Source organism: Massilia hydrophila, from assembly GCF_020208145.1.
Classification (GTDB): Bacteria; Pseudomonadota; Gammaproteobacteria; order Burkholderiales; family Burkholderiaceae_D; genus Telluria; species Telluria hydrophila.
The window spans coordinates 1,469,800-1,483,648 of sequence record NZ_JAHYBX010000001.1 but is presented as its reverse complement, the minus strand read 5'-3'; the positions used below and the strand labels follow the sequence as shown (position 1 = coordinate 1,483,648).

Here is a 13,849-nt window from a genome sequence, read left to right as displayed (position 1 = left end):
CGGGCGGCGTAGAGTGGCAGGTCCCGTCAACGATGACCACCAAGAGAGCCCCATGTACGCACCGACCACCTCCCCCTTCGGGCTGCCGGACTACACCGCCGCCGGCGCCGCCGCCCTCAAGCACATGGACCGCAGCCGCCAGGCGCGCGGCAGGCTGTTCGAACAGGCCGGCTATGGCCCGCGCGAGAGCCCGCATACGGTCCTGCACCGCGAACCCGGCCTGAACCTGCGCCGCTACGACGGGCAGGCCGACGCCGGTGCACCGGCCGCGCTGCTGGTGCCGGCCCCGATCAAGCGTTCCTATATCTGGGATCTCGCGCCCGAGGTCAGCGTCGTGCGCCGCTGGATCGATGCCGGCTATCGCGTCTACCTGGCCGAATGGACACCGCTGCCCGAAGACGGGCCCGATCTCGGCCTGGCCGACTACGGCAGCCGCCTGCTGGCCGCCTGCCAGCAGGCCATCGAGGCCGACAGCGCGGAAGGCACGCTGACCGTCGCCGGCCATTCGCTGGGCGGCATCCTGGCGGCCATCTACGGCTGCCTGCATCCCGACCGGGTGCGCGCCACCGTCCTGCTCGAGTCGCCCCTGCACTTCGGCGGCGCCGCCAGCCCGTTCCGCGCGCTGGTGGAAGCGACGCCGGACGCCGGCCGGGTGGCCGCCGCCTTCGGCCAGGTGCCAGGCGTCTTCCTCAACCTGATGAGCGCACTGGCCGAGCCACGGGCCTTCCAGTGGGAGCGCATGGCCGACCGCTGGCTCTCCCTCGGCAGCGCGGAGCGGCTCGCCACCCACATGCGCGTGGAGCGCTGGACCCACGACGAATTCGCGCTGCCGGGGCGCCTGTTCACCGAGCTCGTGGAGGACCTGTACCGCAGGGACGCCTTCATGCGCGGCGAGCTGGAGATCGACGGCCGCCGCATTGGTCCGCAGGCGCTGCGCGCGCCGCTGCTGGGCGTGGTCGACCCGCGCAGCCGGCTGATTCCGGTAGCGGCCCTGGCACGCTTCCACGACGCGGCGGCCAGCACGCACAAGTGCCTGCTGCACTATGGCGGCGACGTCGGGGTCAACCTGCAGCATGTGGGCGTGCTGGTCGGCGCCAGCGCCCATGGCGAACTGTGGCCGGCGATCTTCCGCTGGCTCGAAGCGCACAGGGACTGAGAAGCGGGACTAAGAAGCGGACTAAGAAGCGGGCGTGTGGAGGGGTGCTTCGGGGCGCAAAGCAGAGCCCGGCGGGCGGCGCAACGCGATTCTGCGTTACCATGCCGGGCATTCTCCGCCACCCCGACGCAAGGACCCACGTGTTCGCCGTACTCGCTCTCGACATGGGAGCCGCCATGAAAACCCTGGTGCTGACCCTCGACCTGATCGGCACCTTCGTATTCGCCCTCAGTGGCGCCACCGCCGGCGCGCGCCGCCGGCTCGACGTGTTCGGCGTGCTGGTGCTGTCCTTCGTTGCCGCCAACTCGGGCGGCATCGTGCGCGACCTCCTGATCGGCGCCACGCCGCCGGCCGCGATCAGCGACTGGCGCTACCTGGCGGTGTCGCTGCTGGCCGGGCTCGCGATCCTGTTCTGGTATCCGCTCGTCAACCGCCTGCGCAACGCCGTGCTGATCTTCGATGGCGCCGGCCTGGCCCTGTTCTGCGTGGCCGGCGCCCAGAAGGCGCTCGTGTTCGGACTGGAACCCGTGATGGCCGCGCTGCTCGGCATGCTGACCGGGATCGGCGGCGGCATCGCGCGCGACGTGCTGCTGTCCGACGTGCCGGCCGTGCTGCGCTCGGACATCTACGCGGTCGCCTCCCTGGCCGGAGCCAGCGTGGTGGTGCTGGGCGACGCCCTGCAGCTACCCACCACCGCCACCGCCTGCGCGGGCGCCGCCCTGTGCTTCGGCTTGCGCGTGGCCGCAATCCGCTACGGCTGGCACCTGCCCACCGCGCGTACCCCCGACGGGCCGGACGAGGATGGCAAGGGCGGCGGGCGCGGCGAGTTCCGCTGATGCCGGACTAGTCGAGCGCGCGCCGGCGCGATTCGACGTCCACCATCCCGACCGCCGCGGCGCCCAGCACCAGGAAGGCCGCCAGCATCCCCAGCGCCAGCGTGAAGTGGGTCGCCATCACGGGCGCCACGATGGCCGGCGCGAACAGGCCGCCGAAGCGCGCCACGGCGCCCGCCATGCCCATGCCGCTGGCGCGCAGCTCGGTCGGATAGACCTCCGGGGTGAAGGCGTACAGCGCGCCCCAGGTGCCAAGCAGGGCAAAGCTCATCAGGAGGGTCGAGCCGACCACCAGTGCGGTGGCGCTGCCGAAACTGTAGGCCATGCAGCCCGCGGCGCTCAGCAGCAGGAAGCCGACCAGGGTGGGCTTCCTGCCCCAGCGCTCCACGCCATAGGCCGACAGCGCGAAGCCGGGCAGCTGCACCAGTGCCAGCACGATCAGGAATTCCTGGCCGCGCATGAAGCCGAAGCCCTGCGCGCTCAAGCGCACCGGCAGGTAGACGAACACGCCGTAGTAGGCGATCGAGGTCAAGCCCCATGCCGCGAACAGGGCCAGGCTGCGGCGCCGCAGCGTGCCCGCGAACAGCGCCTTCAGGGCGCCGCGCACCGGGGCTTCCGGCAGCAGCGGCGGGATCGCCTGCGCGCTGCCATTGACGCGCGCCACCCGTTCCAGCACGCTGCGCGCCTGCTGCGCCTTGCCGTTGCGGTTCAGGTACATGGGGGACTCCGGCACGTACAGGCGCAGCACCACGCCCGCCAGGGCCGGCAGTCCGGTCACGAAGAAGATCAGGCGCCAGGCATCGGCATCCCAGCGCAGCGCCACCAGGGCCAGCACCGCCAGCGCGATGGTACCCACCGCCCAGAACGATTCGAGCATCACCAGCCAGCGTCCGCGCCGGTCGCTGGGCAGGAATTCCGCCATCATGGTGTAGTCGACCGGCAGCGTGCCACCCACGCCGATGCCGGTCAGGAAGCGCAAGGCCAGCAGCCAGTGGAAATCCGGCGCGAAGGCCGAGGCCACGCCGAAGCAGGCGTCGACCAGCACCGCCGCCATCAGCACGGGCCGGCGCCCGATGCGGTCGGCCAGGCGTCCGAAGCCGAAGGCCCCGAGCAGCATCCCGATGAAGAAGGCGGTGCCCGTCTCGAGCGCCTGCGGCACGCCGATGCCGAAGGTCCGGGCGATCGAGGGCGCGGTGAAACCGATCGACAGCACCTGCATCGCATCGGCCATCCAGACCAGTCCGAAGATCGCGAACAGCCGGTATTGGAACCTGCCCACACCCGCCAGGCGTATGCCCTGTTCGACCGTCGCGCCCTGTGCCGCCATCCCCGCTCCTTCAACCTTGTGGAATCAGGCGCCAGTGTGCCCTGAATCCGCGTTTGCCGGCGCCCATGCGGCCCGACGCGGCGCGGGAAGGCGCAACCTGGTATCGCGGGCCGCTTACATCCCCATCATGGAGACCGCCTTGGTGTTCAGATAGGCCTCCAGCGCTTCCGGCCCGCCCTCCGACCCGTAGCCGGAATCCTTGATACCGCCGAACGGCAGCTCCGCGCTTGGCGTGGCCGGCTGGTTAATCCACAGCATGCCCACCTCGACCCGGTTCATCAGCAGTTGCGCATTCTTGATCGAGCGCGTGAAGGCATAGCCGGCCAGCCCGTAAGGCAGGCGGTTCGCCTCCTGGATCGCTTCCTCCAGCGTGTCGAAGCCGCGGATCGCCGCCACAGGTCCGAAGGGCTCGTCGTTGAACACGCTGGCCTCGAGCGGCACGTCGGCCAGGATGGTCGGCGCGAAGAAGTTGCCCGCCTCGCCCACGCGCTGGCCGCCGTGCGCCACGGTGGCGCCCCTGGCCTGCGCGTCCTCGACCACCTTCGCCATCGCGGTCAGGCGGCGCGCATTGGCCAGCGGCCCGAGGGTGATGCCATCCTGGAGGCCGTCGCCGAGCTTCAGGCCTTCCGCATGCTTGACCATGGCGCGCGTAAACTCGTCCTTGATCGCCTTGTGGACCAGGAAGCGGGTCGGCGAGATGCACACCTGGCCGGCGTTGCGGAACTTGGCGGCGCCGGCGGCCTTCACGGCCAGCGCGACGTCGGCATCCTCGGCCACGATCACCGGCGCGTGGCCGCCCAGCTCCATGGTGGCGCGCTTCATGTGGGCCCCGGCCAGCGCCGCCAGCTGCTTGCCGACCGGGGTCGAACCGGTGAAGGTGACCTTGCGGATGACCGGATGCGGAATCAGGTAGCCGGAGATCTCGGCCGGGTCGCCGAACACCAGGCCCACCACGCCCGGCGGCACGCCGGCATCGACGAAGCACTGCAGCAGGGCGGCCGGCGAGGCGGGCGTTTCTTCCGGCGCCTTGCACAGGAAGGAGCAGCCGGTAGCCAGCGCGGCCGACAGCTTGCGCACGATCTGGTTGATCGGGAAGTTCCAGGGCGTGAAGGCAGCCACCGGACCGACCGGCTCCTTCAGCACCAGCTGCTGCGCGGCGGGATTCCTCGCCGGGACGATGCGGCCGTACACGCGCATGCCTTCGGCAGCGAACCAGTCGATGATCTCGGCGCCGGCCATGGTTTCCATCTTGGCTTCGGCCAGCGGCTTGCCCTGCTCCTGGGTGAGCAGGCGCGCGATGTCGGCGGCGCGTTCGCGCAGCAGGGTGGCGGCGCGGCGCATGGTCGCGGCGCGTTCCGCGGCGCTCACGGCACGCCAGGCTTCGAAGCCCTGCTGGGCCGCGGCCAGCGCGTGATCGAGGTCGGCGATGGATGCATGGGCGACGGTGCCGATGGCCTGGCCGGTGGCTGGGTTCAGCACCGGGATCGTCTTGCCGCCCGTGGCGTCGCGCCATTCGTTGGCGATGAGGAGGCGGGTATCGGGATAGCTGGAAGTCGTCATGGAGCGTCGGTTCCTGTGTTGAATGAACGCCAATCATAACCGGTGTGTGCATTGGGTGCAGCGGCGAAGCCGACGTCTGGCCCCAAGCGGCGGCGCTGCAGGTGGCGCCGGCGCGTCACGGTTGTGGTTGTATGCACACCACAAGTTAAAATTTTTTTATCAAAGCGGAATGAAGGAGTAGTATTTATTCAGCTTCTGAGTCTTGCGATAAATAGCTCTAAATAATAGTTTAATCGCGGCAATAGCGCTCAACGGCTTCTTTCCTGCACTCAAGTTTTTCGATGGCCCTATCCGGTCATGGGGTTCGTGCGGGCGCGGGGCATGCGATGCGCATAGCGGGCGCCCGGCTTACCGGGCCGGCCCGGCCACATGTCCAGTACGCTCTGAAGGGGATAACGATGACTCTACGCCTGCGCACGCTTGTGTCGCTGCTCGCCCATGCCTTCCGTCCGGCCAGTTCCTCCCCTCCCCTCGCTCCGGCACATGCTCGCGGCCTGCTGCGCGGCGCCGCCTGCGCCATGCTGCTGCTATGTCCATTGGGCGGCGCAGCGGCGCAGGAGCCGCAGAAGATGGCGGTGGCCGGCGTGCGGGTCGAAGGCAATACCCTGCTGCCCGAGCACACCGTGCGTGCCCTGACGGCCGACCTGGCTGGCAGCCAGCGTTCGCTCGACGAGCTCAACGCGGCGGCGGCGCGCGTCCAGCAGGCCTACCGCGATGCGGGCTATGGCGGCGTGGTGGTGTTCATTCCGCCGCAGCAAAGCGGCGACGGCCAGATCGTCATGCGCGTGGTCGAGGGCAAGCTGGCCAATGTGCGGGTGACCGGCAACGAGCACTTCGACACGGCCAACGTGCGCGCCGGTTTGCCCCACCTGCGCGAGGGCACGACGCCCCTGGTGCGCGCGATCGACCGCGACATCCAGCTGGCCAACGACAATCCGGCCAAGCACCTGAAAGTGACGCTGGCCGCCGGCGCGCGCAGCGGCGAGATCGACGCCAGCGTGGACGTGACCGACGTCGATCCGCTGCAGTACCTGGTCGGCTACAACAATACCGGCACGCCGCTCACCGGCCGCCACCGGCTCAGCCTTGGGGTGCAGCACGCCAACCTGTTCGGGCGGGATCACGTAGGGACCCTGCAATTCCAGACCTCGCCCGAGGACCCGGACAAGGTCAAGATCTTCAGTGCCAGCTACCGGGTGCCGCTGTACGCGCAGGCGGCATCGGTCGATGCCTACGTGGCACATTCGAGCGTGAGCATCGCCACCGCCATCGCCACCCTCGGCACCCTGGCCTTCACCGGCAAGGGCACGATGGCCGGGGTGCGCCTGAATCGCTACCTGGACCGCCTCGGCGAATACGACCACCAGGTGACCCTGGGCCTGGACTGGCGCGACTACGAGGACACCTGCAGCTTCGGCGACTTCGGCCGTGACCAGTGCGGCACGGCGGCGGTGGACGTCACCACCATCCCGCTCAGCATCGCCTATGTCGGCCAGAAGCAGGGCGCGGAGCTGGCCTATGGCGTCAACCTGTCGGCCTCGGTGAACGCGGGCGGCAGCGCGCGCAACACCTACGAGGCGGCGCGCATCGGCGGCAAGCGCCACTATGCGATCACGCGCATGACGGCGTTTGCCGAGCGTCGTTTAAGCAGCATCCTGTCGCTGAACGGTCGGCTCGAACTGCAATACAGCCCGCACCGGCTGATCTCGGCCGAGCGCTACGGGGTGGGCGGCGTGAACAGCGTGCGCGGCTACCGCGAGCGCGAAGCGAGCGGAGACCTGGGCCTGCTGGCGCGCATCGAGCTGGCCGCCACGGTGCCGAACCTGGCCGACAAGCTGCGCGTGCAGCCCTACCTCTTCATCGACCATGGACGGGTACGTAACCATGGCGACCTGGCCTGCGGCGTGGGGACGTCCACCACCTGCTCGCTGAGCAGCGTCGGCATCGGCACCCGCTTCGGATGGAACCGCAGGCTCAGCGCGAGCCTGGACCTCGGCCGCGCCCTCAGGCAGGGCTCGGCAACTGCGAAAGGCGACGTGCGTGGACACGTCGCCGTCAACCTGGCTTTCTGAGCACGACCCCTCATTCACGCATCGACCTCGCGAGGTGACAACATGAGACAGCTATCCGTACCGCGCGCCGCGCGCCCCGCCCCATGCGCCCGCTTCGCGCTGCATGCCATCGCCGCATCGCTGGCCGCCGCCTTCGGCACCTGCGCCATCCCGGCCTGGGCCCAGTTGCCCACCGGAGCCCAGGTCGTCAACGGCAATGCCGGCATCAACACCAACGGCAGCCAGATGACCATCACAAACTCGCCGAACGCGGTCCTGAACTGGCAGAGTTTTTCGATCGGCACGCAGAACACCGTGCACTTCGCCCAGGCCGATGCGGCCAGCAAGGTGCTGAACCGGGTGGTCGGGAACGACCCGTCGCAGATCCTGGGGGCGCTGACCTCGAACGGGAGCGTGTGGCTGATCAATCCGAATGGCGTGCTGTTCGGCCAGGGTGCGCGGATCGATGTCGGCGGGCTGGTGGCATCGACCATGGCGTTGTCGAATGCCGACTTCCTGGCCGGACGCGCTAGGTTCGACGCGGCGGGAGGCGCGAACCGGGAAGTGCGCAACGACGGGGCGATCAGCACCAGTTTCGGCGGCCGGGTGTGGCTGGTGGGCGGGACGGTCCAGAACACGGGAACCATCCATGCGCAGCAGGGCAGCGTTGTCCTTGCGTCCGGGAGCAGCGTCGAGATCGTAGACTCGGGGCTGCCAAACATCACGCTGCGGGTGAATGCGTCGGACCAGCAGACCGTGAATACCGGCACGGTGACGGCGATCGATGGCAGGATCGACCTGCATGGAGGGATCGTCAACCAGGCAGGGATCGTGCGCGCCGAGAGCCTGGATGCGCTGGGCAGAGTCGACATCCTTGGGAAAGGGAACGTGACCCTTGGCGAAGGCAGTGTAACCAGCGCCAGGTCCATCGAGGCCGGTCGTTCAGGTGGCACTATCGCGATCAAATCCGAAACAGCGGGAATCCTGGTCAAAGGCGATCTCTCAGCGGCCGGCCACAACGGTGGCTCCATTGACGTTTCCGCCGCCGCGACAAGTGTTGTTAGCGGAGACGTCGACGCTTCAGGGAGCGGAACCGGTGTTGGCGGCGCCGTTGCCGTTTCCGGAGCGAAGGTCACTGTTGACGGGTCTATTTGGGCGGATGGCAGCAAGGGAGGAACCCTGAAACTGGAAGCAAGGGAGCAGTTAGCGGTCTCAGGCTCGGTGTGGGCGCAAGGCGACAGCGGCTCTGGTGGGAACGTCACACTGAAAGGGCGCGACGTCGCCGTCGACGGGTCCGTCTGGTCAGACGGCGCCGAAGGTGGGACTTTGAATGTGGAAGCAAGCGACAAGCTCGCCGTCTCAGGTTCCGTTTGGGCGGACGGTGACGATGGCACTGGCGGCAATGTCACATTGAAGGGGCGCGACCTTACTATCAGCGGGGCAGTCTGGGCGGACGGCAACAAGGGTGGAAACGTGACCTTGGATGCAAGCGAACAACTAGCCGTCGCAGGCTCTGTATGGGCGGACGGTGGCGACGGCGCTGGCGGCGGCGTCGTCCTCAAGGGAGGGAACATAGCGATCACTGGCAGGGTCGCAGCAGAAGGCATTAAGGGGGGAACGATCAAGGTAGACGCGACCGGTACCTTGGATGTGGCGGGAACGGTAAGCGCATACGGCCTGGAAAGCGAAGACGATGGCGATAACGATAACGATAACGTTACGCCCAGCGGAGGTGATGTCACACTGCGAGGCCGCGCGATATCCGTGTCAGGGATGGTTCTCGCAGACAGCGCTGAAGGCGGAAAAGTGCATATCGACGCGGCGGAGGATCTCAGCGTGTCAGGTACGATTTGGGTCGATGGTCATGACGGCAATGGCGGCCTGGCGACACTCAGCGGCGCCAAGGTGACGGTTGGTGAAACCGGGCGAGTGGACTCATCGGGTATCAATGGCGGGCAACTGAACATCGATGCCAGGACTGGTACGCTGACAGTGATGGGCACGCTCTCGAACCTTGGACGAGAAGCTAGTCCGAACGCGGCCAGCGCCGACATGAGGCTAAGCGGATCCGACGTCCTGATCGGAGAAAACGCGGTTCTGAACACCTCGGGCAACCGTGCTGGAATCATGAAAGTCATGGCGCGGGACGGAACACTCACCATGCGTGGCAGCATATCCGCCCTCGACAGCGAAGCAAATCTGTTTGGCTACAACGTTTCATTGGAAGGCTCAAAGGTAAGCTTGCTGGAAGGAAGCACGGTTACAACTAATCGAGGCATTCGTATAAGTGGGCCAACCCCGGGGGATAACTCCACTAACCCCAACTCAAGCGATTACATCCTCTTGCGAGGGAGCAGAATCATCGGCGGTCCAAACCCAGTTGCATTGTTAGGGACCGTAATTGACATCAACCAAGCACAGGTTGCCTCTGGCGGCCCACAGTTCTATGAAAGCAGTCGGACCAACCTGAATGCAGCTCGGCTTTCGTCGGGGGCGACCGGCAATGCCATCAATTTCACAGGCAGCGAATTTTCAAGCAATGGGAGCGAATTAACTGCCAATAATGGGCGCTGGCTGTTTTTCTATCGCCCCGGCTCAAGTTTCAACGCAGACGCCTTCTCCGAACTGGACTACCGATTTGTTCTGGTCGACGCACTCGCCAACGACGGGTCCTGGAACAGGCCTCCGCTTTCTGGTGTCGGCCAGAACGGCATCGTGATACCTGAATCACTCGATCTTCAGCTAAAAGTCGTACAGCGCGACTACAACGGTAGAACCAATGCCGACTTCACCGGCGTCCTGTCGAGCAACATCCCTGTCGGCTTCGACCTCGTGCGCACCGGCAGCTGGACGACTGCCCAGGCGAACTTCGAAGACAAGCACGTCGGCACCGACAAGCCCATCATCTACCGCGGTGACGGAGAACTGTTCAAGGTCCAGACCGTCCATGGCGTCCCGGTGTATGGCGCGAAACAAAACTATGTCGGCGACATTGCCGCGCGCGAGCTCAGCGTGGGTGGCCTGGTGGCCGCCGACAAGGTCTACGACGCCAGCCGCAACGCTTCCGTCAGCGGCCTGCTGCTCAACAGCATCGAGGGCGACGACGTCAGGCTCACCGAGCTGCACGGCCTGTTCAACACCAAGGACGTTGGCCAGGACAAGCAAGTCAGCGTTACCGTGGGCACCCTGGCAGGTGACGATGCACGCAACTACGTCTTCCGCCCGCCGTCGAACCTGAGCACCACCGCCGACATCACGCCGCGCCCCGTTACCGCCGACGGCCTGGTCGCCGCCGACAAGGTCTACGACGGCACGCGCAACGCCGAAGTCAGCGGTCGCCTGTCCGGCGTACTGCCGGGCGACGATTTCAGGGCCGGCCAGCTCAACGGGCAATTCGACACCAAGAACGTGGGCAACAACAAGACCGTCACGATTACCGCCAGCGGAGCGGCCGGCCGCGACGCCGCCAACTACGTGCTGGAAGGCCCGCTCACCACCACCGCCTCGATCACGCCGCGCGAAGCGCAGATCGGGCTCACCGGCCAGGTGCGCAAGGTCTATGACGGCAATACCGTCGCGACGCTGGCTCCCGGCCAGTTCGTCCTCAGCGGCATCGTGGCCAGCGACGCCGTCGTCATCGACGGCCCCGTCCAGGGCCGGTATGACAACGCCAACGCCGGCCAGAACAAGACCGTGACCGTCACCGGTCCCTTCGTCATCAGCGGCGCGGACGCCATCAACTACACCTACGGCGGTGTGGTGCTGGACGGTGGCGCGCATACGGTGTCCACCACGGTGAGCGGCGCGATTGGCGAGATCACCCGCCGCACCCTGGCCCTGACGGGCGTCACTGCCGCCAGCAAGGTCTACGATGCACGCACTTCGGCGACCATTCTCGGCGGCGCGCTGGGCAATGTGGTGGCGGGCGACGACGTCGGGATCGGCGATCTCACCGGCACCTTCGAGGACAAGCATGCCGGCACCGGCAAATTGGTCACGGTCTCGATCGGCGGCCTGTCGGGTACCGCAGCCGGCAACTACGAGCTGCCTGCCGGCACGGCCACCACCAGGGCCGACATCACGCCGCGCCCGATCTCGGTGCAGGGCCTGAGCGCCAGCGACAAGGTCTACGACGGCCGCGACACGGCCAGCATCAGCGGCACGCCCTCCAGCGCCCTGCCCGGCGACCAGCTGCAAATCGGCAGCCTGGAAGGCCGCTTCAGCGACAAGAACGTCGGCACCAACAAGGCGGTCATCGTCACCGGCGGCGCGCTGTCCGGGGCCGATGCGGGCAACTACCGGCTCGACGGCCTTGGCAATACCACCGCGTCGATCACGCCGCGCGCCGCGCAGATCGGCATCACCGGCCAGGTACAAAAGGAATACGACGGCACCCAGGCTGCTACCCTTGGCGCCGGCCAGTACGCGCTGAGCGGCATCCTCGACGCCGACGCGGTCACGGTTGCCGGCCCCACGGCCGGCCGCTACGACAGCGCCGATGCCGGCCAGGGCAAGACCGTGACGGTGAGCGGCCCCTTCGTCATCAGCGGCGCAGACGCCATCAACTACAGCTTTGGCGGCGTCACGCTCGGCGGCACGGGCGCCAACACGATCACGACGACCGCCACCGGCATCGGCGCGATCATGCGAAGGATGCTGTCCCTGTCGAGCCTGGTGGCGGCGAACAAGGTGTACGACGGCACCGTCGGGGCCGATGTCCGGGCCAGCCTGGGCAACGTGGTGGGTGACGACGAGGTCAGGCTCGGGACGCTCAGCGGCGCCTTCGATTCGCGGCATGCCGGTACCGGCAAGCGCGTGAACGTGTCGGCCGGCGCGCTGTCCGGCGCCGATGCCGCCAACTACATGCTGCCGGAGACGGCGTTCTCCACCACCGCCGATATCACCCCGCTGACCCTGTCCGCAGCCGGCATCCGCGCCAGCGACAAGGTCTACGACGGCAACACCAGCGCCAGCCTGACCGGCGCCCCGACCGGTGTGCTGGCCGGCGACCAGGTCACGATCGGCACCCTCGCCGGCCAGTTCGACAACAAGAACGTCGGCACCGGCAAGACCGTCGCCATCAGCGGCGGCGCCCTGTCCGGTGCCGATGCCGGCAACTACCGCCTCGACGGCCGGCTGGCCACCACGGCCTCGATCACGCCGCGCCCGGTCACGCTCGCGCTGACGGGCCAGACGGCGAAGGAATACGACGCCACCAGCAGCGCGGTCCTGGGCGCGAACCAGTACGCCATGGCCAACCTCGTGGCGGGCGACGACATCGGCGTGCGCGGTCCGACCCAGGGCAGCTACGATACGCCCAACGTCGGCCAGCAGAAGGCCGTCAGCGTCAGCGGCCCCTTCGACTTCAGTGGCGTGGATGCCGCCAACTACAGCCTGAATGGCGTGCGGCTGGGCAGCGGCGTGAATGCCAGCGTCACTGCCAACATCGGACGCATCACCCCGGCCGTGCTGACCTACCAGGCCAACCCGGCGGTCGTCGAATCGACGCTTCCTTTCGGCACGCTGAACGGCACGGTCTCGGGTTTCCGGGGCGGCGACACGCTCGCATCCGCCACCACCGGCCAGCTGGCCTGGCAGGCGGGCGCCGCGAACGGCGCGGCGCCGGGCTCCTACCCGATCCTCGGCGCCGGCCTGGCCGCCGCCAACTACGAGTTCGTGCAGGCGCCCGGCAACGCCACCGCGCTCGTGGTGCGGCCGGGCGAAACCATCCGCAGCGTGACCAGCAGCGCGACCAACGCCGTCAGCGCTGCACTGGCCGCAACCAACCAGGTGCCGAGCCTGCCGCCGGCCAGCAGCCCGGTCGCCGACAGCACCGGCGCGGGCTCCAAGGCTTTCAGCCCGGTCCGCATCGGCTCGATGAGCCAGGAGGAGCTGGCCCAAATGCTGGCCCAGCGCCGCAACTTCAAGCAGAACCTGTTCTCGGCGGCGATCTACAAGCTGGAAATGGACCCCAGCCTGGCCGACCTGCGCCCGTGCACCACGGTCGCCGAGGCCAGCTCCGGCGCCTGCCGCATCAGCACCGCCCAGCTGGAACTGCTGCACGCCAGCCGGCCGCAGGTGCAGGTACAGGTACAGGTACAGGAGCAGATCATGCGGCAGGCCAGTGGAAAGAGCTCGAATTTGCCGAAGATCGAGCGCAAGATCGCGGTCCTGTTCGGCGTGAACGAGTACAACGACAAGGCCATCCCGCGCCTGGAGAACGCCATCACCGACGTCGACGCCATCGCCAAGCTGTTCGAGGAAAAGCTCGGCTACGAGGTGCGGGTGCTGCACAACCCGGGCAAGGCCGAGATGATCCGCGCCCTGAACGCGCTCGCCACCGAAGTGGGCAGCGCCGACAGCGTGGTGGTGTATTACGCCGGCCACGGCTACTCGCTCGAGAAGAACGGCGCCGGCTACTGGCTGCCGTCCGACGCCGCCGCCAGCGACCCGCGCCAGTGGATCTCGAACAGCGACGTGGCCAAGATCCTGTCCGGCATCCGCTCGCGCCAGATGGCGCTGATCTCCGACAGCTGCTATTCGGGCGCCTTCGCGCGCGAGGGCATGGCGAACGTGGGCAGGAACGTGAACGCGGACGATGTGCTCAGCAAGCGCTCGGTGGTGGTGCTGTCCTCGGGCGGCGACGAGCCGGTGCCCGACGAAGGCCGGGGCAACCACTCGATCTTCGCCTGGAACCTGATGCAGGTGGTCGGCTCGGTCGCGAACTGGAAGCCCGGCAGTACCGTCTTCGAAGGCGTGCAGGAAGCGGTCAGGAAGGAGTTCCCGCAGACGCCGCAGTACGGCACCCTGACGGCGGCCGGGCACCAGGCCGGCGGCGACTATCTGTTCGAGTTCCGCTCGCGTTGATACAGGAGGGGGCGGCGCGGACGCGATCGACCGCGCGCGACCGCCCCGCTCCGGT

6 protein-coding genes and 1 pseudogene are annotated in these 13,849 nt (G+C 67.7%); 5 read left to right on the top strand and 2 right to left on the bottom strand.

Annotated features, from left to right (window positions below; translation table 11 throughout):
- The first annotated feature begins 52 nt into the window (after positions 1 to 52).
- Together LE190_RS06730 and LE190_RS06725 are read left to right on the top strand one after the other, a co-directional pair.
- Positions 53 to 1,156: an alpha/beta fold hydrolase gene (locus tag LE190_RS06730; protein ID WP_225237955.1), complete on the top strand. Its 1,104-nt coding sequence runs from the start codon at positions 53 to 55 to the stop codon at positions 1,154 to 1,156.
- Positions 1,157 to 1,257: 101 nt separating this feature from the next.
- Positions 1,258 to 1,992: a trimeric intracellular cation channel family protein gene (locus LE190_RS06725; RefSeq protein WP_225237954.1), complete on the top strand. Its 735-nt coding sequence runs from the start codon at positions 1,258 to 1,260 to the stop codon at positions 1,990 to 1,992.
- A 7-nt stretch (positions 1,993 to 1,999) separates the two neighbouring features.
- On the opposite strand, the gene LE190_RS06720 is transcribed toward LE190_RS06725, so the two are convergent.
- Entirely contained in the window at positions 2,000 to 3,316 is a 1,317-nt protein-coding gene (locus LE190_RS06720; RefSeq protein WP_225237953.1) for an MFS transporter, read from the bottom strand.
- Between the two features lie 114 nt (positions 3,317 to 3,430).
- A complete protein-coding gene (locus LE190_RS06715; RefSeq protein ID WP_225237952.1) occupies positions 3,431 to 4,876 on the bottom strand; it encodes an NAD-dependent succinate-semialdehyde dehydrogenase in 1,446 nt (481 codons plus the stop codon).
- A 398-nt stretch (positions 4,877 to 5,274) separates the two neighbouring features.
- Between LE190_RS06715 and LE190_RS06710 the strand changes: the two genes are divergently transcribed.
- The 3 genes and pseudogenes from LE190_RS06710 to LE190_RS22010 all read left to right on the top strand — a co-directional run bounded on the left by LE190_RS06710 (position 5,275) and on the right by LE190_RS22010 (position 13,794).
- On the top strand, positions 5,275 to 6,948 hold the full coding sequence (locus LE190_RS06710) for a ShlB/FhaC/HecB family hemolysin secretion/activation protein (protein ID WP_225237951.1): 1,674 nt from the start codon (positions 5,275 to 5,277) through the stop codon (positions 6,946 to 6,948).
- Positions 6,949 to 6,990: 42 nt separating this feature from the next.
- Positions 6,991 to 7,641, top strand: a pseudogene (locus LE190_RS22015) (two-partner secretion domain-containing protein); the annotation flags it as partial.
- Positions 7,642 to 9,642: 2,001 nt separating this feature from the next.
- Positions 9,643 to 13,794 (top strand): YDG domain-containing protein, encoded by a 4,152-nt coding sequence (locus LE190_RS22010; protein WP_225238070.1) that lies wholly within the window; start codon positions 9,643 to 9,645, stop codon positions 13,792 to 13,794.
- Positions 13,795 to 13,849 lie beyond the last annotated feature (55 nt).